Origin of the sequence: Parabacteroides sp. Y3-G-102 (assembly GCF_023656845.1) — a bacterium.
Classification (GTDB): Bacteria; Bacteroidota; Bacteroidia; order Bacteroidales; family Tannerellaceae; genus Parabacteroides; species Parabacteroides distasonis.
On record NZ_JAMOKU010000002.1, the window covers coordinates 64,197 to 86,191 of the forward strand.

At 44.0% G+C, this 21,995-nt stretch carries 20 protein-coding genes; 7 read left to right on the plus strand and 13 right to left on the minus strand.

Annotated features, from left to right (window positions below; all coding sequences use genetic code 11):
* Position 1 precedes the first annotated feature (1 nt).
* From NBH16_RS01445 to NBH16_RS01505, 13 genes are all read right to left on the minus strand, one after another.
* Complete coding sequence (locus NBH16_RS01445; protein WP_118170966.1) at positions 2-6,166, minus strand: non-ribosomal peptide synthetase; 6,165 nt, start codon at positions 6,164-6,166, stop codon at positions 2-4.
* Between the two features lie 464 nt (positions 6,167-6,630).
* Complete coding sequence (locus NBH16_RS01450; RefSeq protein WP_004312210.1) at positions 6,631-7,053, minus strand: integrase; 423 nt, start codon at positions 7,051-7,053, stop codon at positions 6,631-6,633.
* Positions 7,054-7,080: 27 nt separating this feature from the next.
* Positions 7,081-7,617, minus strand: coding sequence for an Ntn hydrolase family protein (locus NBH16_RS01455; RefSeq protein ID WP_004292644.1), 537 nt, complete (start codon positions 7,615-7,617; stop codon positions 7,081-7,083).
* 6 nt (positions 7,618-7,623) lie between these two features.
* Complete coding sequence (locus NBH16_RS01460) at positions 7,624-8,856, minus strand: hypothetical protein (protein ID WP_004292643.1); 1,233 nt, start codon at positions 8,854-8,856, stop codon at positions 7,624-7,626.
* Positions 8,853-9,290 carry a plasmid mobilization protein gene (locus NBH16_RS01465; RefSeq protein ID WP_004292642.1) on the minus strand — a complete coding sequence of 146 codons (438 nt, stop codon included), beginning with the start codon at positions 9,288-9,290 and terminating at the stop codon, positions 8,853-8,855. Before NBH16_RS01465 ends, NBH16_RS01460 begins: the two co-directional genes overlap by 4 nt.
* A gap of 141 nt (positions 9,291-9,431) precedes the next feature.
* Positions 9,432-9,773 (minus strand): hypothetical protein, encoded by a 342-nt coding sequence (locus NBH16_RS01470; protein WP_227035122.1) that lies wholly within the window; start codon positions 9,771-9,773, stop codon positions 9,432-9,434.
* A gap of 285 nt (positions 9,774-10,058) precedes the next feature.
* The gene (locus NBH16_RS01475; RefSeq protein WP_004292640.1) at positions 10,059-10,532 is read right to left on the minus strand and encodes a hypothetical protein; all 474 of its coding nucleotides are present in this window, start codon (positions 10,530-10,532) and stop codon (positions 10,059-10,061) included.
* A gap of 30 nt (positions 10,533-10,562) precedes the next feature.
* Complete coding sequence (locus tag NBH16_RS01480) at positions 10,563-10,805, minus strand: helix-turn-helix domain-containing protein (RefSeq protein WP_004292639.1); 243 nt, start codon at positions 10,803-10,805, stop codon at positions 10,563-10,565.
* Between the two features lie 233 nt (positions 10,806-11,038).
* Positions 11,039-11,452, minus strand: coding sequence for a hypothetical protein (locus tag NBH16_RS01485; protein ID WP_004312207.1), 414 nt, complete (start codon positions 11,450-11,452; stop codon positions 11,039-11,041).
* Entirely contained in the window at positions 11,449-12,069 is a 621-nt protein-coding gene (locus tag NBH16_RS01490) for a hypothetical protein (RefSeq protein ID WP_004312206.1), read from the minus strand. The genes NBH16_RS01485 and NBH16_RS01490 overlap by 4 nt, the downstream gene beginning before the upstream one ends.
* Before the next feature lie 5 nt (positions 12,070-12,074).
* Positions 12,075-13,505 (minus strand): AAA family ATPase, encoded by a 1,431-nt coding sequence (locus NBH16_RS01495; RefSeq protein WP_004292637.1) that lies wholly within the window; start codon positions 13,503-13,505, stop codon positions 12,075-12,077.
* Between the two features lie 309 nt (positions 13,506-13,814).
* Positions 13,815-14,960: a site-specific integrase gene (locus NBH16_RS01500; RefSeq protein ID WP_004292636.1), complete on the minus strand. Its 1,146-nt coding sequence runs from the start codon at positions 14,958-14,960 to the stop codon at positions 13,815-13,817.
* 14 nt (positions 14,961-14,974) lie between these two features.
* A complete protein-coding gene (locus NBH16_RS01505) occupies positions 14,975-16,117 on the minus strand; it encodes a site-specific integrase (protein ID WP_004292635.1) in 1,143 nt (380 codons plus the stop codon).
* A gap of 238 nt (positions 16,118-16,355) precedes the next feature.
* Between NBH16_RS01505 and NBH16_RS23540 the strand changes: the two genes are divergently transcribed.
* The 7 genes from NBH16_RS23540 to NBH16_RS01540 all read left to right on the plus strand — a co-directional run bounded on the left by NBH16_RS23540 (position 16,356) and on the right by NBH16_RS01540 (position 21,796).
* A complete protein-coding gene (locus NBH16_RS23540; RefSeq protein WP_502921410.1) occupies positions 16,356-16,493 on the plus strand; it encodes a hypothetical protein in 138 nt (45 codons plus the stop codon).
* 544 nt (positions 16,494-17,037) lie between these two features.
* Positions 17,038-17,373, plus strand: a complete 336-nt coding sequence (locus NBH16_RS01515) for a helix-turn-helix domain-containing protein (protein ID WP_118313768.1) — start codon at positions 17,038-17,040, stop codon at positions 17,371-17,373.
* Positions 17,374-17,401: 28 nt separating this feature from the next.
* Positions 17,402-18,151: a helix-turn-helix domain-containing protein gene (locus NBH16_RS01520; RefSeq protein ID WP_118313767.1), complete on the plus strand. Its 750-nt coding sequence runs from the start codon at positions 17,402-17,404 to the stop codon at positions 18,149-18,151.
* Positions 18,152-18,374: 223 nt separating this feature from the next.
* Positions 18,375-18,725, plus strand: a complete 351-nt coding sequence (locus NBH16_RS01525) for a plasmid mobilization protein (RefSeq protein WP_118313770.1) — start codon at positions 18,375-18,377, stop codon at positions 18,723-18,725.
* Complete coding sequence (locus NBH16_RS01530; protein WP_118313766.1) at positions 18,722-19,798, plus strand: relaxase/mobilization nuclease domain-containing protein; 1,077 nt, start codon at positions 18,722-18,724, stop codon at positions 19,796-19,798. The genes NBH16_RS01525 and NBH16_RS01530 overlap by 4 nt, the downstream gene beginning before the upstream one ends.
* A complete protein-coding gene (locus NBH16_RS01535) occupies positions 19,795-20,574 on the plus strand; it encodes a hypothetical protein (RefSeq protein WP_118313765.1) in 780 nt (259 codons plus the stop codon). The genes NBH16_RS01530 and NBH16_RS01535 overlap by 4 nt, the downstream gene beginning before the upstream one ends.
* Positions 20,575-20,584: 10 nt before the next feature.
* Positions 20,585-21,796: a tyrosine-type recombinase/integrase gene (locus NBH16_RS01540; RefSeq protein WP_118313764.1), complete on the plus strand. Its 1,212-nt coding sequence runs from the start codon at positions 20,585-20,587 to the stop codon at positions 21,794-21,796.
* Positions 21,797-21,995 lie beyond the last annotated feature (199 nt).

Sequence of the window (21,995 nt, forward strand, 5' to 3'; positions counted from 1 at the left end):
TTTATACATGCAATTCTATATAATTCATTATCAACTTAGCTAATTCCGCATGATATTTTGTAATAAGAACATGCCCTCCTGGCAATTGGTGGAAAGAAACTTTCTGAAAGTAATTATTCCATAGATGTTGATTGTTTCGAATTGTAGGCTCATCCTCTCTACCGACGATGGAACATAATGGGGTTTTCAATTTACAATCAAGAAACTTGTAATTTACCATTGCTACAGTATTCATTCTCAACTCATGCAAATATTCATGTTTTTCTTCATCTGATAAAGTTGCGATCAATTCTTCATTCAACAGATCTTTTGCACGTGAATAATCCAAAAGGGCATTATCGTCATTTGAAAAGAATTGCATTAAGTCATCACGCAATGTAGGAGGAGTTCCACCAATCATTATAATACCCTGTATCGGAATATTTTCTTGTTCAAATCGTTTACAGATATCATAAGCAATATAGCAACTGTAAGAATATCCCATGATAAACAAAGGAATCTCTTTATCAGCCTCTTTCAGTTCATTGGCTAATAGCGCACCAACTTCTTCTACAGAGGACTTTATCTCACGTCCATCTCCATGTCCCGGATATTGTACTGTATATAAGTTGATTTCTCCGGTAAAATCCCCAGAAAATGTACTATACATACCAGGGGTTCCTGCTGCATATGGAAGACATATAAGTTTTGCATATGGAGTAGAAACCTTTTTCATACAAATGAGATTCTCAACTTTATTATTCTCTATTTCTTGTTCAAGCAGTTCGGCTATCGTAGGTTTATCGAATAAATCTTTTAATTTGATGTTGGTTAATCCGACCTCCTTTAATTCTTTTATTAACCTTACAGATCGGATAGAGTCGCCTCCTATATCCCAGAAATTATCAAATACACCTACCTCTGGTATCCCTAATACCTTTTCCCAGATTAAGGTTATTTGTTTTTCCCTTTCATTCCTTGGACCTACAATATCCCTTTTAACAAAATTTTGTTTCTGATTCGCAATATTGGGTAATTGCTTCTTGTCTGTTTTTCCATTGGCAGAAATTGGAATCTGCTCTATTCTAGCCATTGCGGAAGGTAACATATAGTGAGGTATCTTCATTTGCAGAACAGACATTATATCCTTGTATTCTAAATCACAATTATTTGCTGTAACATAAAAAGCTACAACTACAGGCTGTTTGTTTACATCATATTGAATCTCTGCACAAGCCTCTGTAATACCTGATACTTTTAATAAAGCATTCTCTATTTCTCCTAATTCAATTCTATACCCTCTGACATTTACTTGAAAATCTTTACGTCCTACAAATACAATATCGCCAGTTACAGTCATCTTTACAACGTCTCCTGTATTATATACAATTCCTTCATGAGTAATAGGATTATTGATAAATACAGATTTCGTTTTCTCTTCTTTATTCAAATAACCACATGACACTCCCTCGCCTCCAATATAAAGGATACCAGGAACTTCTGGTAGTGTATATTCTAAATTATCATTTAATACATATACTTGTGTATTATAAATCGGTTTCCCTATTGGAACTATATTTAAATGACATTTGCCGTCTTCTTCAATCGGGATAGGATAAAAAGTGGAAGCCACCGTTGTTTCTGTAGGGCCGTATTCATTAATAAATTTGTGCAAAGGATAATTTTCTAACCACCTGTTTATATCCGAAACATTGATAATTTCAGCACCCAGCATAATAGTCATATTGGGTGATAGGTTTACAGGTCTCTCCAAAAATCCCAACGTATTTACCAACATTGAAAAATGAGAGGGAGTTACATTCAAAAAATTGATTTTTTCTTCATCTATAAAATACAGAAGTTTCTCTATATCTTTAGTTGCATTATCGGAAAGAATGTGTAAAGAAGCTCCGGCAATGAAAGGTAGCCAATTAGAAGTAACAGTCATATCAAAGGAATACGATGTTATTAAAGCAAACCTGTTATTACAGTTTACATTAAACGCTTCTTTCTCATAATTCAAAAAATTGGATACATTTCTATGCCTAAGCATTGTACCTTTAGGTTGTCCTGTTGAACCAGAAGTATAAATCATATAAATCAAATCATCAGGAGTATTACAAGGTACTATATTATCCATAGATTGACTATTTATATCATTTACGGTGTATCGACGATATGTATCAGGTAAAGGAATAGAATCATCATCAAGTAACACACAATGTTTAATGTTGGGGGTATATGAACTATTAATATTGTCTACATGTATTCCTTGAGTTACAAGAACTTCTGCTCCACAGTCATTTATCATATACTGTATTCTATCCGAAGGATAAGAAGGGTCAATTGGCACATACGCCCCACCTGCTAAAAGAATTCCAAGTTGTACTATAGGCAAATCAAGCGTTCTGTTCAGTAATAAAGCAACCTTAGAATTTCGTACCACTCCAAGAGAACGTAAGAAATGCGCCATCTGATTAGCTTTTTTCCAAAACTCTGTATAAGTTAAAGAAACTCCTTGATAAGAGATCGCCTCTCTATTAGGATACAAATCTACAGTATTACTGATCTGTTCATATATTGTTTTAAGAGGATAAGCATGTTCTGTTTTATTTGTTTGCTCCAATAATTTTATATAGAAGAGAGGGAGTATATTTGAACATGAACGCTCTTCGTATCCCTTAGTGTTTGTATCATCTACCAATTGGTTAAGCATAGACGTGAATTGTTCAGAAAGTAGTTGTATGTATTCCGCATCAAATAGCTCACGAACATAATTCCAATCAAAACACCATTTATTTTCCCATGTATACATAACAAGGTCTATATAAGTACCAGGTGCACCTGTCTGTACTTTAGGCGCACCAATTGTCAAATATCTAGATGAATGACTGATACCTTTGGGAAGCATATTGATAGAATTACTAAAAATAATTGCACTCAAAGAGCTTTGTTTTAAGCCTTCCTGTTCTGCGATTTTTCTGGACAATTCTATTGAAGATATTGGATACTCAAGCATGGTTCGTACAAATTGTTCTATCTTACGTGCAATAGAAACAATCGGTTCTTGTGGAGATGTTTGGATACGGACAGGGAAAATATCAAGAAAACTACCTATTATATTTTTTGCATTAGGTAAATGCTGTTCCCTGTTAAATACAGGCATGTTGATAATGAGATCATTTTGTCCAGACCACAAATTCATCAGTTTAAAATAGCATGCCATAAGTAAGGAATTAAGGCATATACCAGAAGTATGAGAACTGATTTCAAGAACTTTATTCATCAATAAAGAATCCAATTCCGTATGTAAGGTATTAAAATGGACTTTATTTATTAAAGATGGCTGACATTTCGTGGGAATAGATATTTTCTCTGGTAAATCTTTAAACACCTTTAGGGCAAAATCCATTGCATTCTGATATCGCTTTGTTTGCCTTCTGAATCTCTCCACAAAAACATAGTCAGAAAAAGTTAGACCTTTTTCTTGTTCAACAGTTATTTCTTTACCAGCGATAAACTGATCATAAGTTGATGTTAATTCTTGAAGGAATTGAAAAAAGCTGAAACCATCAATTATCTGGTGATCAATATGTATAATTAATTCATGTTCATCTTCCCCTGTTTTATAAATATTACAATAGAATAAAGGATACTCTTTAAGGTCAAATCTGTGATCATGATCTTTTTCGTCCTTTTGTAAAAAGAATGTTTCCTGTTGTTCTTTGTTCATTGAAGTTATATCTTCATAAGAACTTTTAAATGTCGGATATTCAGGAAGAGTTATCATCTCAGGTTTATCCGACTCTTCGGAAAGAATAGAATGTAACAATGGATGACAGTTAATAATGTGATTTAACGTCTTGCCCCAACATGCTGGATCAAAAAAACCTTTCAATTGTGTCCGACAAATGATATAACAACTTAATCCTGTCGGTTCATTACGGATAAAACTTTTACTGTGATAGAATAATGTTTCTTGGAAATCCATTAACGGAAAAGAATACCCCTCTGGAGTTACATAGCGTTCCTTAATGGTTTGTGCTATATCTCGTATACAAGTTTTATCTTTTATATCATCTAATGTTATTTTATCAAAAACTTCAGTTAAGCGCTTCATCATTTGATATACAGCGGCAAAAGAAGTCACTTTAGTTATAATATTTTCTGTATATTGTATTTCTAAAGAGGGAATTCCTATTTCTTCGCTGATAAACTCTCGAACTAACAGTTCATATTCATTTAAAGGAGATTGAAGTTCTTTTAATAAATATTGTTCAAGATAATGTTTTTGAGAGACTAAGGTCGGATATTTATAGAAGAAACTATTTTCTAATTTAATATTTAACAGTTCTTCAAGTTTAGAAACAGCCATCATACTGCGTATTGAGTCTCCTCCTAAAGAAAAGAAGTTATCTTCTATATGAATGAGGTTTGTTTTTAAAACTTCTGACCATATTTTTTTGAGAACCAATAAATAATCCATATTATGAGATTCTTTGTTTAGTTTTACAATTGATTTATTATACTGTCCTTGCTCAAAATACTTTGCCATAGATCGACGTTTTATTTTAGAGCTAGAAGTTCTGAGTATTTCTCCTTTTTTTATCTTTATAGAGTATTCTGGAGCAAATCCAACTTTGTCTGCTAAAAATGCGTTACATTCATTTATTAATTGTCTTATTTGTTCTTCCGACATTTTTCTTGATAATACAAAGAAATGAAGTACAATTTCACGATTTTCTGTAGAAGAATAAAAAGATGTAAATACAGTTTTTTCAATTGAAAGACCAAATTTCTCTAAGACACAATTTTCTAAATCAAAAGGATGAAAGTTTTGTCCATTTACTATAATTGTTTCCTTTTTTCGACCTACTATATAAAGAATATTGTTATAATCAAAAAAGCCCAAATCTCCTGTACTTAACCAACCGTCTTTTAATACTTCATCTGTTGATTGTATGTCATTATAATAACCAGACATGACACAAGCGCCTTTTACTTGAATCTCTCCTAAATTTAAATTATTTTGAGGAATACCGTCTTTAACAATGCGTACTTGTAAGCCTGGTAATATTCTACCTGCACTAACAAATTCACAAAAATCTTGTTGTTTATCGACTAATTTGATAATCCCTTCATAGAACGCCTCTCTATTTATTCTTATATTTTTATTTCCATAACCCGGTAAACAGGAAGAAACAATCAATGTTGTTTCAGCCATTCCATATGAAGGGCGGAATGCATTTCGATTAAACCCAAGTTGAAAAAGGGGGGATAATCGGACGTATAAATTAGATGGAACCATTTCTGCTCCAATTGAAAGAGTCTTCACTTGAGATAAATCCAATTCTTTTATGTCATTAGATTGTTCTAACTTTTGAATTAACAAATCCAATCCTGAAGGTGTCGTACCGCCACAAATACTTACTTGATATTCGGAAATTTTCTTTAGAAAAATCAAAGGATCTCTTAAAAAGGAAAAAGGCTCTATTTTTATTTCTGTAATTTGGTTATACAAACAAACCAAATGATTTCCAAATAGACCATAATCATGAAAATATGGCATCCAGTGAATCAAAGTATCTTCAGTTGTAATTTCATCCGCAAGAGTTTTTATTTTCAAATTAGTTAAAATATTGTTAAAACTAAGCATGACTCCTTTGGGTGCCCCTGTACTTCCTGATGAAAACTGAATAACACATAAATCTTTACTATCTCTTTTAGGTATGTGTAAAGAATAATCTTGCAACAAATCCAATTGTTTCATAATATCTTCAACACACACAGCTTTATGAAATGAAGATTTATAATATTCAAATAGATTAATATCATTTGTTATAAGTGTAACTACACCTAATATATCAATTGCATTCTTTAGGCGTTCAAAAGCAATAGAGTTCTTATTACTGAATTGTACAGAAGGCATTAAAACGGGTATACAACCTGCCATAACACATCCCCAAAATAATAATATAAAATTTTCGGATTTTTCAACAGAGATTATTATCTTACTGACAGGCTTTACTTGATAGTAAGATTTTAAAATAAAAGCTATTTTTCTAGATTTTTCTCGTAACTCTGAATAAGTTAGAAAAAGATCACATTGACTATTATTTACAATAACAATTCCTTTTGTCGGCACTTTATGTGCTGCTTCTTCCAACAATTCATATAGGTTTTCCATCTTGCTTTATTTTTTGCCCGCAAAGTTCGTTTGTTTAGCTAAATCCATCAATACCAATTATTAGGTATTTTTAATAAATTGTTGTATGCATATAATATTACTTAAATTATATATTTCTATTTATTGTGTGTAGCTATCGTATTAGTAGTCAGTTGATATTAATTTATATTAGATTGTTATACATAATCATTTATGATAAGGAAATATTACCTACAAAGGGGTATTATATGTATTTTTACCTTCCTATTTTTTGTAAAATGATAAGTTCTTTATATCTCATAAATAACTATTGCTTCTTTATTAAGACCTAGAAATCATCACATTTAATATATTACTGATACGCAATGCTCTAAAAATATTTAGTTATTTACTATAACAGTCAATGTATATTTCAGGTATACCTGATAATCTTCCATTATCATCTGGTCTATTACTGCCAACGGAACGTCCTTGTTATCCCGGAATCATTTGAAGCTGCCGAGTGCGGTATGGTAGTTCTTGGCCGTACCGATGTGATTTAATTGGCAGAGTCGCTCGATGAGATTCTCCATGAATATAAAAAGGGTATTTTCTTTTTCGGTGCACCGGAACTCCATAATTATATCTTCAGATGAATAACCTCGTCGTAGCAGATCGAATCTTTCAATAATCCTGTTCAGCTTTTCCAAATTCTCCTCCAGTTTTCGGATTATTGTCTGAATAACGGTTATCCGTTCGCCAGCCGGTGCCGAAACAGGTCTTGACTGTTTATCATCCCATTCATGAGAGAACACCTTATAACCGGTTGTGATTTGCCTGACGACACGGCGGTGAGTTACAAAATAAACGATAGTGCCCGGACGGCCTTCGACTGTTGACGGGCGGAATTTCACCTTTACTGTTGTCATACTTATATTTATTTAATTGGTAATGTTTCATTCTCGTCTTAACTTGCGGCATATAAAAATGGTCAACGTGACACAGACAACGAGAAAAGCAGCGGTACAGCCGAGTACTTCCCACAGCAATATGCTATGTATAAGACGAGCGTTCGCGGCGCAGGTACAAACGAAAGCCGCCGCGAGGGAGATGATTGCCTCTACCATACACCAGAAAGCGGTTGCGGAGATAAGCACACGGTCATTCGCCGAGAGGCGTCCGGCTAGCCTTGCGCATTCCCGTTCCATCCTGTCGGCCATCTTCCGGCAGATTTTCTCTCCCTCCTGTTCAAGCGTCTTTCTCGCTTCCTCGCCGAGTGTGACCGTGCTTGCCCCACGCAGGGAAGAAACAGCCCCGTCCATTTTGGGCAGGGCTTCCGAAAGTCTGTTTTCGAGCTTTTCCACGTTGGCACTAAGAATGCGGACAGCTTCATAATTGTTTTTCAGCGCATCGATTATGCGGTCTTGCTCCTGCATTTTTTCGGCAGTCGGAAGTGCCCCGTCTATTTCCGAGAAATCGAATTTTTTATTCATAGGCTGTTATCTTTTTCGTCCTGTCTTCGGTTTCTTTCCGATTACCCTTGCCGCTTCACGGGCGCACCGGCGTGCCCATTCCCGTTCGTCCTCGTCCTCGCGTCTTCCCCAAGGCAGGTCGTTGGAACTGCCGCCACCACCTCCCGAAGGAACCGCCGGAGTATCGAGCATCCCGACGAAAAGTGCCGCAGCCATGTCCGTGAGGTCACGGCTGTTGGCTGTCTCCCGGTAGTCGAACTCGTCATTGAATACGTCCAACGCTTCATCGGGAATGAAGAACCGGCGGCTTTCCCCGTCGATGTCGATATGGTACGGGCTGGTACCGGGACGATAGCCGGTGTATTGCGGAACCGGTGTCGTTCCTTGTGCGTGAACCGGAATCGTCCGGGGTGTAGTCGGTATAGATTTCCCTGCGGCGGGCTGTGTCGAAACAGTCCTTGTCTTGGGAGCCGCGTGCAGCTTTTTCCACGTGCTTTCAAGTTTGGTCGCCATGAGGTTGCGCCCCCTGCCGAGTTCGGAAGCCTTGTATCTGGCGTTGCCTTTCTTCAGCACGTAACCGCGCAATATCTTCTTGTTGTCGCGCAGCTCCCAAAACTCATATCCCTTGCTCCGGAGTCTGGCCACGTACTCGTCCCATGACCAGCTTTCCATGGATTGCAGGGTTTCCATGCAGTCCCGGTTCACCTGCCCGATGTTCGTCTCACGTACTTCGGCGGCAGTCGTCCAGCCCCGTTTCAGGGCCACACGCTCGGCTGCCCGCTGTGCCCGCAGGTGTATGTCATGGTCGTTGTTGATATTCCCCCGTTCGTCGATACGGCAGAACGCACCGTGAAGGTGGGGAATGCCGCTCTTGGATTCCAGATGCAGCCACACCGTGCCCTTGCTGCCTTTGAGGGCGGTTTTCGGGGAATAGGTCTTGCCGTTCTTGTCAAGCAGTTCGATGTTGTCGAACTCATCCGTGAAGTCGTCCCACAACCTTTGCCAGTCGTCGATGGTAAAGTCTTTGGTGTGTTCCGGCGCAGGGCTGACCTCGATGCGGATGACGGAATTTTTGACCCGTTTGGACTTCTCCAGCGTCAGCCGCATAGAATCCCATATACCCGTGGCATCCAGACCGGGCGGCAGCAGATTGTCCCCCACGTGGAAGATGCGTTCGGGATGTTTCTTGTTCCTCGATTCTCCCGTGATGTACCTGATGTCATTTATCCCGTGGGAGATGGATTTCGCTTTCCCTATCATGGCTCGTCCTCCCTGTCTTCACCGTTCCTTGTCCCGTCGGGCAGGCGGTTGGAAAACCGTACCTTGTCGAGCACGTCCGTGACACGCTCGGCCAGCCTGCCGAGTTCCTTGAGCCATTCGAGCATGAAAGGGTAACTGTTAAACATCTGTCTGCGCTTTTCGGGGTTCATGCCACGGAGCGCGGACGTGTAGTTCACGAGGTCGCTGCGGCATCCTATAAGGGTCTCCATGACCGCCTCCTGCCTTGCCGTCAGCCTCGCTTTCGGCCTGTAGTTGAAAGCTCTTGCCAGCACGTAGCTGCTGACGGTCATGCCGCACTCGGCGGCAAGGCGGCGGATGTACTGTTTCTGTTCCACGGTGACTTTGGCTCCGATGTATTCGGTGCGGCTGCCGCCGGACGGAAATGATGTGTCTTGCTTATTGTCTTCTGTCATAACTGTTGTTTTATAAGGGTTAAGCGGTGCGAGCCTGCGAGCGCCGCCACCGGCGAACTGCCAGTGAGCCGCGAGAGCGCCAAGGGATGACTGACCGAAGGGAGGTGATACCTTGGCATATCTCGAAACTGAAAGACGTTTTCACCTCTCCTGCGGCGTGCCTCCGCTGCCGGATAAAATGCCATTCAAAGGCCGTTCAGATGCCGTTCGAATACCATTCAGGGCGGGATTGCAAAGGTTTACGACGTGGAAGTTCTGAAAGTCCGTCCATTCCTCGACACAGGTCATGGAAGCGACGGAAGCGGTTTTGGAAGCGTCCACCGCTATCATGCCCAGCTTTTCCATCGTTGCAAGGAGATTGCGGATTCTTTTTCTCCCTATGTTCCATTCCTCCGCGAGTCTGGTTTCCGAGAACTGGAACTGTCCGGGCTGCAATTCCTGCGGCCTGCGGAATGAATCGCCCCTGCCGGGGGACAGTCGCATCCGTGAGAGCAGGTCATAAAAAAGAGTATGGTTGCCGATTGTATTGCCGTCGTCATCTTTCGTTGTCCCTCCGAGCCATTCGATTGCCTCTGCGGTAAAGTGGATGCGGACTGTACGGAAGCCCTGCGGCTTTTTGAAAAGGGATGTTTCCTTGTTCCTCTTGTTTTCTTGCATAATTCAATAAAAAATAAGGGAATGGAGTATCGGAAAACCTACAACAGTTTCAATGAGATAGTGCGTGCGGGAGTTTCCTTGTCCGTCCGATACCCCGTTCCGGTTTTGACATCAGTTCCGGTTCACGTTGGCGGCGGGTTGGGATTGCAGGTGTCCCCGTGCGTCCTCCACCGCCTTGAAGTCGGAAGAGATTTTCATCAGCACGATGCTGACGCGGCAGAGCTGGCCGATGTCAACGAAATCCTTGACGGCTTCCAACAGTTTTTGCGCACGTTCCTGACGGTGTTTCATCACGGCCTCGTTACTTGTTCCGTTTTCTTTGGCAAGCCCGTGATTGAGAAAGCGGTTGACAGCCAACATGTCCGTCGCCTCAATCGTTGCGGTATCGCCGTTGCCCGTCCCGTAACCGACCATTACCCGTATGGAATCGGCCTCGTAGGGGGAACAGCCGCGAAGAAAGTCCAGAATGGTCTGTGCCTTCGCGCTGATTACGGGTCTGCTCTCTTTCTTTCTCTGTTCCTTGTTCGGGGATTCCTGAACCGTGGCATTCCTGATACCCGGTTCCATGTTCTTTGAATTGTCCATAACTGCATTGTTCTAAAAAAGGTTGATGAATCATTTGTTTTTCTCATGTGTTACCAGATAGTGGGATGCCTCGCTGTCGATCTCGACCTGCGATTTCACCCGTACCCGTTTCAGCCATGCGTCGAGGTCTTCCTTGGCGAAGAAGCACAGCTTGCCGCCCGGCTTGTAGTAAGGGATTGCGCGGCGCATCATCATCTTGTAGAGATAGCTTGGCTTCAGTCCGAGGTAACGGGCTGCTTCCGTGGTGGTCATCAAATTACGTTCACTTTCCATATACGTTCATTTTTATTGTTACTTGTACTTTCGTAGAATCGGAATCTGCTGTTTTTTCAGACTTTTCCTTTCTTCTGTTTCCGATGCAAAGTTAAGTTTGCTCCAAGGTGGGCCAATGGGGGACGAATGGGGAAAGTGCATGAAAAGAAAATGCGCCATACCGTTGTGTATGAACGGTATAGCGTATAGCTATAATGGGAAGATACCGGGCTGAATGGGGAAACGACGGGCGGTTATGGGGTACCTTTCAGCCGTCTTGCGTTTTCAACGGCCTTGTCGATGGATTTGCGGAAATCTTGATTCTCTTTGGTGGCAGCATTGTTGCAAACATCGCTGCGGTGCTTGTCGTAGTAGGATTTGGATATGCCGCAGCGTTTCAGGAACTCTTCCGACCAGAGTTTCCCGCGCTCTCGCGGCCTGATGGTACGGGCGATGGAAAACACCATGTAACAGATGCGAAGGTTCTCTTTCGGGCGCACGATGACCTCCCGTTCGGTGGGTTTCAGGTTCAGGAAGTTCACGAAGTCGCTGCCCGACAGATACTCGAACTGGTAGTCGTTGCACACCTCGTAAATGAACAGGCACAGGGCGAGGTCAACGGTATCCATCCATGCGGTGGTCTCTTGCAGCAGGCCTGCACGGTTCATGGGTTGCCCTCCTTCACGCGTCTGATGTCGGAGATGATGCTTCCGGCGATTCCTTGCAGACGCTCCACCAGCACGTCGAGGAATACCGGTTTGAAGCACCAGACACAGAAATTCCGGTCACGCTCCTGCTGCCATTCCTTATATGATAGGTTTGCGTGTGCATGAGCTTGGTCATATTTTGCCTTTGCTACTCCGCACTCCGTGTCGAGCGACCTGTATTCTTCCGAATCCAGAGGCAGGAAATCCAACCGGTTACTCATTGCCGAATACTCGCGCCAAAGTTCTGTGGCGGCTGTTTTCGCTTCCTCGTACCGGTGTTCAAAGGGGCTTAGATATTCCTCGAAAAGGGCTTCAAAGTTCACTGTCTGCAACGGTGTCCTGTCGAGTGAAAGGTATTTGTTCGTTTCCGAAAGAAGGGAAGAAGAAAAGTCCAGAAGTTGTCCGGGGTTCTCCTTTACCAGACAGGCTGCCTCCTTGACAAGAAGGTTCGTGTCGTTGAAATCCTGATAGAACAGGGACGGCGGCAAGGCCTGTTCAAAAGACAAGACGCCTTGTCCGTAAGTTGCAAGAAGCGTGTTCACTTCGTGCAACCGTTGTGTTATTTGCCGTATCATCATAATCGTCAGGAATTGAAAAGGTCGTCCATCGTCACCTCGCTGTGGACGATGCTTCTGTTCTTGCCATTGGCCACACCATACGTCGTGATAAAGGTATGAACCAGTGTCTTGTTGGTCTTGGTAAGTTCCCTGAACAAACCGGAACGGTCACGCAACCGGCGTTCGTATTCGGGCTTGATACGGTATGTGTCCATGCAGAATTTCATCTCGCACAGGTGTATGATCCGGTCAGCCCGCTCTATTATCATGTCTATTTGTCCGCCGGGCATTCCTTCCTCCTTATTGGGCTTGACCTGCCATGTGGACAAGGATGTAGCCATGCCCCTTATTCCCAAAGCCGACTTGATCTGTTTATGATGTCTCATGCAGACAAGCTCGAAACTGCTACCCATCCAGTCGAATACATTTCCGGAATCAAGATGATTGCTCCACCATTCATCATCGTGTGAGAGGTTGTCGGCAAGGAACTTGAAATAGAACAGCGAAAAGAAATCCGTAAGCCTGTAAACGGCTCCGCGACGTTTGTTGCCGTACTGAAGCCATTTCTCTATCATATCGGACCTTTCAAGGTTTTTTATCGCCTTGGTTATGTTGCTGCTCTTCGATGATAGTGACTGGAATATGTCCTTGCTTGTCATTCCCGATTCGTGTTCGCTGAGTAGTTGTACGATTGACGTGTACAGGTCGGCATTGTCGAAAAGGGCGTTGTATAGCTCCTCGAACTCCAGTTTCAAAAGTGCGCCTTCATTGAAAAACAGCCGGTCTATATTCTGGGAAAGGCTCAACGCGGGGTCAAGAAGGCTGTAATAAAACGGAACACCGCCAAGCACCATGTATGTCTGGGTAAGCTGGTAACGATCCCATTCGATGCCTCTGGTAGCGAGATACCGCTCCGTCTCATTCAGGGTGAACGGGGACAGATGCAGGTTACACGTCACTCTGGCATGGAGGCCTCCCTTGTTGGCGACAATCTTGTCTTTCATCCATGAGGTCGCGGACCCCGTGGCGATAAGCATGATGTTCCGCTGTGACATGGCCCAGCCGTTCCAGAAGTTTTCAAGGGCCGACACGAATATGGATTTTCCCGAATCCATCCAAGGCATTTCATCTATGAACACAATCCGTTTACGGTCAGCGGGCAGGGACGACAGGTATTCTTCAAGGGCATAAAAGGCTTCATCCCAGTTGCTTAAATGGGAGAACTTTTTTCCCGAATAACTGTTGAGCACATTCAGGAAGTTGTTCAACTGTCTGCGGGTGGTCATTCCATGCGCACCGACATATTTGAAATCAAACTCCCGGTCGAAAAATTCTTCAATCAGGAATGTCTTTCCGATACGCCGCCTGCCGTAGACTATGACCAGCTCCGATCTGTCCGAGTTCAGGCATCTTTCCAGTTCCGCGTGTTCTTTGTCGCGGCCAATAAGTTTATCCATACTTTCATGTTTTGATGCAAAATTACGCATTTGGAATTGCCCAAGCAAATTTTAGAACCACTTATTTGATATTATCTATGAAATATTACGCTGTAAATTCAGATATAAGGTTTTGTGAGGTTTATGAACTGCGTCCATAAATCTGAAATTATCTATCTAAATCAAGAAGATAAGTTCAGGTTTATGTATCTGATAAACAGATATGCCGAGTTTTGACCTCTTCGGATTGAAATCTGGCCGGAAAGGTCAAAATTCGGCAATTATTCAAATAAGGCTGAAAACGGTGGTAATGGAGTACAACGCAGGATGTCAGCCAAATACGTTATCAACCAGATTCACCGCTTCAACTTTCTTGCTGTCAACGATTTTCGCGTAAATCTGCGTAGTCTTTACGTTGGCATGGCCGAGCAGTTTGCTCGTGGTATAAAGATCCGCACCGAGGGTAAGCATCATTGTGGCGAACGTGTGGCGGCTCGTGTGATAGGTGATTTTTTTATTGATTCCTGCCGTTGCCATCCATTTGGCCAGTACCTTGTTGATATTGGGTTCTGCCGGGAGTCCGGCAAAGACATGCAGCCCGTCTTCCGCACCGTTCCTTTCAGGCAGCCAACGGACGGCATGGCGGGAAAGAGGCAAGTAAATCGGTGTGGTAGTTTTTTGCATCACGGTTGACATCCGGTATTGTTCCCCGTCCTGAACAATATCTTTCCATCGTAAGGCATAAACATCGCTCAACCTCAAACCGCAGTAACAGGCGAAAAGGTAGGCACGTTTCACGTCTTCGCGGGGGCATTCCGTGTCAATCAGAACTTTTATTTCGTCAATGGTCAGGTATTCCCGTTTGGATTCCGGCACCTTGATACGTTCTGTGGCTGCAAGTGTCATTATCGGGTTCTCCGGGATAACCTCGGCACGGACGGCGGCGTTGAGTGCGGTGGAGAAATAACCCACGTAGTCCGCTGCACTCTTGGGTGAAAGCGGCTTGTCCCACCGGGTCTTGTAGGTGTGCTGAATCCAGTCGATGAAACCCAGACACCAGTCCTTGTCAATCTCTCTCATCTTCACCTTTTTCTTGTAAAGGGGAAGTAACCGGCAGACTGTTCGTAACAGTTTCAGTCCTCTCGCGCCTTTTCGTTCCTGTTCGGCAAGATAGGCTTCCATCCAGTCGTCCAGTAGCATTTTGGAACGGACGGATGTCTTTTTCAGTCCGGCCTTCGAGTGAGTCAGTTCGATGATGCGTTTTGATTTGATGGCCTCTACCGCCGCTTTTGTGGCCCGGTTCTGCTCCTTGACCATAGGATTGATTTCGGGCAACAGGTACAGTTTCAAGAACTCGTAACTGCGTTTTCCGTCAACATAGATGTCGAGATAATAGGATTCCGAACCGTCGGCGAGCTTCTTCGTGCGCACCTTTACCGGTTCCTTGAGTCTGGTCGATTTCTTTGTTGTTGCCATATATAATAATGTATTTAGAATGCGTCGTCAACCAAGGTGATTGCATCGTCCTTTTTCTTGTCTACTATTTTTGCATAAACCTGTGTGGCACGCACGGAACGGTGGCCGAGGATTTTGGAAACGGTATAGATGTCCGCTCCGAGCGTCAGCAGCAGCACCGCACATGAATGACGTGCCGTGTGGAATGTCACGTTCTTCTTTACGCCTGCCTTATCAGCCCAGTTCTTGAGACTGACACAAAGGTTGCTTGTATTGGGCAGCCCTCCAAAGACAAGGCCATCCGGTGTACAGCCATTACGTTCCGGCAACCATTTTACCGCTTGGGACGAAAGGGGGATATAAACGGGATTGGTGGTCTTTGTCATTACTACCGACACGAGCCATTGCCCGCCTGATATGGAAATGTCACGCCAACGCAATTTCCGTATGTCACTGATACGAAGTCCGCAAAAACAGGAAAACAGGTATGCCTGCCGTACCTGCTCGTTAAAAAATGGCGTGGCTATCATTTTCTTTATCTCCTCGATGGTCAGAAAATCCCGTTTGCTTTCGGGAACTTTGATTTTCTCGGTCATCTCCAGTTTGTACCAAGGATTTGATTCAATCAGTCTCTCACGTACAGCCTCGTTCAAAGCGGTACGCAAAGTGGTATAATAGGAATGAGCCGTCTTGGGAGTAATCTGTTTTCCCCATGCGGTCTTGCAGGAAGAACGAAGCCAGTCGATATAATCAATGTAAAACTGTCTGTCCACATCACAGAGCCTGACATCTGCACGGAATTTCAGCAAGTTTTTACGGGCGTTGTCGATTCCGTTCAGGTCGCGTGCTTCCCGGTGTTCGTGGTTCTTGCGGACAATGGTCATCCAGTCGGACAGCAGCATATCGGAAGATTTGCTTTCCGGTACTGTTCCCACCTTCGCATTGAGCAGGGCTTCTGTCCGTTCTCGCTGAATATCTTCCGCCTTGCGGAGTGTCTGCGCATTTTGCCGCCTTGCTTTGGCAGATGTTTCCGGCATGAGGTAGAGTTGCAGAAACTCGTACTCATGCCCGCCGTCTACACTACGGTCAAGAAACAGGGATAAACGTCCGTCCGCCAGTTTACGGTGACGTAACTTGAACGGAGATTTCTCTATTAATGATTTCTTTTTTCTTCCCATTGTATATCAATGATTTATATCCATATACAAAGGTAACAAATAATCCGGATATAAGTATCGTTTTAGGTAACAAAAATGTCGAATAATAGAGATTTTTAAGGAATACAACAGAAATCATCATTAGTTAATAATACATTGATAATCAGTATTTATATAGATTTTATCTGTTTTTATTTTCCCTTCGTTTCAATACATTGGCTAATGGGCGACGATTTACTGCCAGCAAATCCTGCTCGGAATGCTCACGATTTTTGGACCGATACAATGGGCTTTCAGCCTATTGCCCAAATGGGAAGGAGCTTGGGCCAAATGGCTGACAAGGTATCTGACGGTACATTTTTATGGTGCGATGCTCTACTTCGGAAGTTCCTGTTAGCTTATATCTTATTGACTATCAATTATATATGTTTTACAAAATCGCTCGCGTAACAAACGTACAACAAAAATTCGAAAAACTATTTCCCCTGTATTTAACACTATTGTAATCGAATGTTAAGAATCAGACTTGCAAGTATGAATGTTAAATCTTCATTTTCCGTCAGATGTTTTTAGGTTGGCATTTGGACTGTCACATTAGCCACTGCAACCGACAGAAAAATGCTTGTACACTCCGATATTCAAGGTCGTGGCAAAGTTAGCAAATTTATACTGTTATAAAAACCTGTATGCAAGGTTAAAAGTAAATGTTGCCAATGGAATTTTGCCTCTGTATAACTTGTACACTCGGTGTGGAAAAGCGACATTTTTTGAATTGGCATTTTAGCTGGATATTTGTCGTATAAATCACTGTTGCACAATTAGTTAAACTCAAATTGAGGTATTGTTTTCATATCCTTTTCGCTTTAACTTTGCACTTGCCAACCTAAAGAAACACAAGCGGATGGCAACGGCTAAGAATAACAATTAAACAGATAAAGACTATGTGTAAAACAGAACAGAACCCAAACGAAACCGCCTTGCTCCGAAAGATGGTGGACGGGCTTAAACAGGAGGTTGAAAAGGTTAAGAGCGTAGTGTATGCCTCAAAGGAAGTGCTGAACTTGGAAGAAGCAGCAATGTTCCTCGGCATATCCAAAAGCTCGCTCTACAAGATGACCCATAACCAAGTCATCCCTTATTTCAAGCCGAACAACAAGATGGTGTATTTTGAGAAATCAGAGCTTCTGAAATGGTTGCGGCAGAACCCGGTCGCATCACAAACACAGGTTTCGGAGGAAGCACAGGCAATCATGCGCAAGCTCGCCCATGCGGATTGATTTTCCCTACATTCAATAATTCATTGATATGACAGACAACGAACCATTGCATTTGTCTTTTGACAATCTGCCCCGTGCCGTGGCAGAACTCCATTCCAAAATCGACACGCTTACCGAAATGGTGGAGAAACTGATGTCGGCAAACGTCACACAGCCTTTGCCGGAGATAATGACTGTGGAGGACGTATCGGCGATGCTGTGCAAATCCGTTTCCACCATCTATGCCATGACTTCCGAGCGTCGCATACCTTACCGCAAGCAGGGCAACAAGCTCTACTTCATGCGCACGGAGATTAAATCATGGCTCAATGATTCCGTAGTGCCAAAGGATGCTCCCAAACGAAAAAGCGGACATGAGGCCAAAGATTGCTGTAGTTCTCCTGACGAACCGGCTCCCGAAAACGAAGTTGTACAATCCGACGCTGTAAGTGAAACAGAGGACTTACAGGCAAGCACATCCATATCTGGCAATGGCATCGAATCGGAACAACAAAATCCACCTTACATCATCGAACAAAGGACGCATTCAAGGAGCGGTGCGGAGATTTTCGCCGTGCGTTTCTCCAATGAATATGAAACTGCCGGAGAACGGAAATTCAACCCAAAAGCACGGGAACTCAATGGTTACTGGAGTGATTACGGAAATGGTGGTTATGTGTTCAACACACCAGCAGATGCAGAGGATTTTGCCAATGCGATAACAGGGGAAAAGGGAACAGAACAACTCCCAACCGATGATGCAAGGGAACAATGTCATGACCACAATTCATCATGGTAGCCAATGCAAACGGACATATTTCAGACGGCAATACCTCTTATACAGATGTGGAAAACAAGACGAGGAATGAAGTATTTATAGGGGCGTTTTTTAGGGCTGGCAAGTTAATGTTTTCGTCCACGAAAACCACGCCACCAACGGCGACCCGACCATGCGGATAACGGCAAGACCGGATTGCAGCCCTAAAAACGCTGACCCATTTGTAACAGACAATAACAAGCGGATGACAGAACAAGACACCAATCATAAAGGAGGCCGCCCCAAGGCCGTAAAGGGCAAGGCGCGGACAAAGACAATATCCACACGGCTCACGCTGGCCGAGTGGAAAACTGTCATGAAACGGATTGCCGATGCAGGCAAGAAGCCGTCGCACTTCCTGCGCGAACTGTTGCTTCAGGGCAAGGTCGTAGCAGCACGGACACAGGAGGACAGGCAGCAGATAAGGATGCTGGAGGGAGGGTGCAATAACCTGAACCAGTTGGCGAAGATGGCACATCAACATGGCTTTCCGAGAACCAAAGAAAAAATCACCGCCCTGTTGGACGAGTTCAACAAAATCATCGAGAGGATATGATGGGCGACTTGAAGAAACGGGCGAGCTTCGCCAAGCTGGTGAACTACGTGAACAACCCGAAAAAGGCAAGGCTCATAGACAGCAAGGACGTGCGTCTTGATGATAATGCAACCATAGCAGCGAGTATGCAGGGGCAAGCGGATGACAAGCCGGGGCGCAAGCTGAAAAATCCTGTGTACCACATCTCGCTGGACTTCGCCCACGAAGATACGCCCAAGCTGACGGACGGTCTGATGGCTGAAATCGCCAGAGAGTATATGAAGCGCATGGGCATTGTGAACACCCAGTATATTGTATGCCGCCACACCGACAAGGAACACCAGCATCTGCACATCGTGGCCAACAGGGTTGACAACGACGGGAACACCATAAGCGACCGGAACGATGCCATACGCAACGTGGCGGTATGCAAGGCTCTCACGAGGGAATACGGACTGCACTTTTCCAAAGGCAAGGTGAATGTGAAGCGTGACCGTCTGCGCGGCAAGGACAAGGTGAAGTATCAAATCCATGATGCCGTAAAAGCGACCTTGCCCCATTGTAACAGTTGGTCTGAATTGTGCGACAGGCTGGCCAAGCAAGGCATCGGGGTGAACTTCAAGCTCGACAGGCGTAACGGCAATATTGTCGGCGTGTCATTTACCAAAGACGGGGTTTCGTTCAACGGCTCACGGATAGACCGCAGCATGGGCTTTTACAGGCTGGACAAACTATTGGGAGGCCGCATCGCCGAGGGCTTGGGATGGAGGAACAATCTGTACCACACCCGGCCAACGGCTGAAAGCGGAATAAGCCAAACGGAAACCATATATAAACCGGACAAATCATTTGAACTGACGGATAAAGCCTATTCTACCGATGGCCATGCGGAAACATCCGACAGTGGAACTTTCGCTGATGCCGATGCGAATACAGGCATAGTCCAAGTAGGTATCAACGCACTTATCGAGTTGTGCGTCCAACCTCACCAAGCCAAGGTTTCATCCGGTGGAGGCGGTGGAGGAAACGATAGCGACTGGGGCGAGAACGACAAGGAAAAGAACAAGTATAAACCCAAAAAGATGAAAAGATGAAGGACAACTTACAGAATATATCCGACCTTATCGGGGCATTGGCAGAGGACATCGAGGAAATCAAGAAGATACTGGCCGCAAAGGACGTTTCGGACAAGGACGAGGCGGTGAAAAGTCTTGCGGTGAAGCTGGAGCCAGTCATACGTTTCTTTGGCAGCAGCACGCCGGAGAATATCAACGGCATTTTCATGAGCAAGGAAACCATCGAGGCATACAAGAAGTCATTGGGCGAGGAAATGATTGTGAGCTTGCAGGCATACACCGATGCTAACGACAAAGATATGCGCAAACGCGGCATCCCCACAACCAAGGATTTGCTCTACAAGATACTGGAAGTGCTTACTGACCATGTGGAGAAAGACAAACGGATTTTGGAAAAGGCACACCCAAAGCAAGGCTTCACACGGAAACTTTGGCTGGCAATCCGCCCGGAAAGAGCGATAAATGGTATCAGGCGGTTATGGGGCAAAGTACCCGATGGCTGGTACAAGAACCCTTACGCATGGGCTGGCATTGTTTGTACGCTTGTGTTCTTTGCCTTGTTTGCCGTCAGTTGGGTGCGATGGCATGAATACCGGGAGGAAAACAAACGGTTGAAAACGGTTGCCGACAAGTACCAAGTGACCACTTTCATGCTCAAAGAGCTTTACCCGGAATTAGGCGTAACCGTCGGGGCATACGAGAAGCTGGTGGAAACGGTCGGTAAGGATTCCACATTGACCGTATTCAACAGGCAACTTGAAAAAGTGAGAAATGAAAACGAATCCAAACAATAAAATAAAGTGAATGGCATCCATCAAGGTAAAATATCGTCCTTCCTCCACAAACGGCAAGGAGGGCAGCATCTACTATCAGGTAATCCACAAGCGAACAGTCCGCCAAATCGGAACGGACTTCCGAGTGTTTGATATGGAATGGAACAAGGAAACATCGTCCGTCCGAATCATGCCTGAAACCAGCGAGAACAGAAAACGGTATCTCCACAGCGTTGCTGAACACATCGGTTGGGATATCCGGCGGTTGCTGGCCATCATCGCACAATGCGACAGGCAAGGCGGGAAATACACCGCAGATAATATCATAGAGAAGTTTAACGGACAGATGAATGGGCAATCGCTGTTCAGTTTCATGCAGGGAGTTATCGGGCAGTTGAAACAGCTTGGCAAAGTACGCACGTCGGAAACCTACACCGCAGCCTTAGCCAGTTTTATGAAGTTCCGCGATGGGCAGGACATTCTTCTGTGCGAGATAGACAGCGACACCATGATGCTCTATGAGGCATGGCTCAAAAGCAAAGGAATCTGCCCCAACAGCACCTCCTTTAATATGCGCATACTCCGTGCTGTCTATAACCGTGCCGTGGAAAAGGAACTGACGGAGCAGAAATATCCGTTCAAGCACGTTTACACGGGTATCAGCAAGACCGTGAAGCGTGCCCTCCCGTTGAAAGCGATAAAGCGTATCAAGGAACTTGACCTGACCTTGAAACCTCATTTGGACTATGCACGGGATATGTTCCTCTTTTCATTCTATACCCGTGGCATGTCGTTCATCGACATGGCTTATTTGAAGAAATCAGACTTGAAGAACGGCGTCATCATATACCGCAGAAGAAAGACGGGGCAGCAACTGACCATCAAATGGGAGAAGTGCATGAAGGACATCATCGCCAAATACGACGGTTGTTCCACCACCCAATACCTGCTGCCGATAATCACCAATCCATGCACAAACGAGCGGACGCAGTACCGCAATGCCATCAGCCGTATTAACGTGGCGTTGAAAGAAATCGCCCATTTAGCCGGATTGAATATGCCACTGACCATGCACTGCGCGCGGCATTGCTGGGCAAGCATCGCCAAGAGCAAAAACATACCGCTTTCGGTCATCAGCGAGGGAATGGGGCACGATTCGGAGGAAACCACGCGCATCTACCTTGCATCGCTTGATACAAACGTGGTGGACAAGGCTAACAGCCTAATCTTAAAAGACTTGTAACCGCAAAATTTCGATGGAATCTGTTAAGCAAAAAACGGAATCTCTTGATAAGAGTTACAGTTGATATTGCAAAGATACGCATAATATTGCAAAATCCGCACTTTTGCCTCATTTATAATGGGATATAATGGGCATTTGGTACGAATTTGTTTAGTAAAACCGATTTTGGAAGCCTGTTAACTTATTGACTCACAGCATT

Bases quoted from the DNA above. Each gene is read 5' to 3' on its own strand.
- NBH16_RS01445 (WP_118170966.1), bottom strand. From the start codon at position 6,166: ATGGAAAACCTATATGAATTGTTGGAAGAAGCAGCACATAAAGTGCCG.
- NBH16_RS01450 (WP_004312210.1), bottom strand. From the start codon at position 7,053: ATGACAACAGTAAAGGTGAAATTCCGCCCGTCAACAGTCGAAGGCCGT.
- NBH16_RS01455 (WP_004292644.1), bottom strand. From the start codon at position 7,617: ATGAATAAAAAATTCGATTTCTCGGAAATAGACGGGGCACTTCCGACT.
- NBH16_RS01460 (WP_004292643.1), bottom strand. From the start codon at position 8,856: ATGATAGGGAAAGCGAAATCCATCTCCCACGGGATAAATGACATCAGG.
- NBH16_RS01465 (WP_004292642.1), bottom strand. From the start codon at position 9,290: ATGACAGAAGACAATAAGCAAGACACATCATTTCCGTCCGGCGGCAGC.
- NBH16_RS01470 (WP_227035122.1), bottom strand. From the start codon at position 9,773: ATGCGACTGTCCCCCGGCAGGGGCGATTCATTCCGCAGGCCGCAGGAA.
- NBH16_RS01475 (WP_004292640.1), bottom strand. From the start codon at position 10,532: ATGGACAATTCAAAGAACATGGAACCGGGTATCAGGAATGCCACGGTT.
- NBH16_RS01480 (WP_004292639.1), bottom strand. From the start codon at position 10,805: ATGGAAAGTGAACGTAATTTGATGACCACCACGGAAGCAGCCCGTTAC.
- NBH16_RS01485 (WP_004312207.1), bottom strand. From the start codon at position 11,452: ATGAACCGTGCAGGCCTGCTGCAAGAGACCACCGCATGGATGGATACC.
- NBH16_RS01490 (WP_004312206.1), bottom strand. From the start codon at position 12,069: ATGATGATACGGCAAATAACACAACGGTTGCACGAAGTGAACACGCTT.
- NBH16_RS01495 (WP_004292637.1), bottom strand. From the start codon at position 13,505: ATGGATAAACTTATTGGCCGCGACAAAGAACACGCGGAACTGGAAAGA.
- NBH16_RS01500 (WP_004292636.1), bottom strand. From the start codon at position 14,960: ATGGCAACAACAAAGAAATCGACCAGACTCAAGGAACCGGTAAAGGTG.
- NBH16_RS01505 (WP_004292635.1), bottom strand. From the start codon at position 16,117: ATGGGAAGAAAAAAGAAATCATTAATAGAGAAATCTCCGTTCAAGTTA.
- NBH16_RS23540 (WP_502921410.1), top strand. From the start codon at position 16,356: ATGCTCACGATTTTTGGACCGATACAATGGGCTTTCAGCCTATTGCCC.
- NBH16_RS01515 (WP_118313768.1), top strand. From the start codon at position 17,038: ATGTGTAAAACAGAACAGAACCCAAACGAAACCGCCTTGCTCCGAAAG.
- NBH16_RS01520 (WP_118313767.1), top strand. From the start codon at position 17,402: ATGACAGACAACGAACCATTGCATTTGTCTTTTGACAATCTGCCCCGT.
- NBH16_RS01525 (WP_118313770.1), top strand. From the start codon at position 18,375: ATGACAGAACAAGACACCAATCATAAAGGAGGCCGCCCCAAGGCCGTA.
- NBH16_RS01530 (WP_118313766.1), top strand. From the start codon at position 18,722: ATGATGGGCGACTTGAAGAAACGGGCGAGCTTCGCCAAGCTGGTGAAC.
- NBH16_RS01535 (WP_118313765.1), top strand. From the start codon at position 19,795: ATGAAGGACAACTTACAGAATATATCCGACCTTATCGGGGCATTGGCA.
- NBH16_RS01540 (WP_118313764.1), top strand. From the start codon at position 20,585: ATGGCATCCATCAAGGTAAAATATCGTCCTTCCTCCACAAACGGCAAG.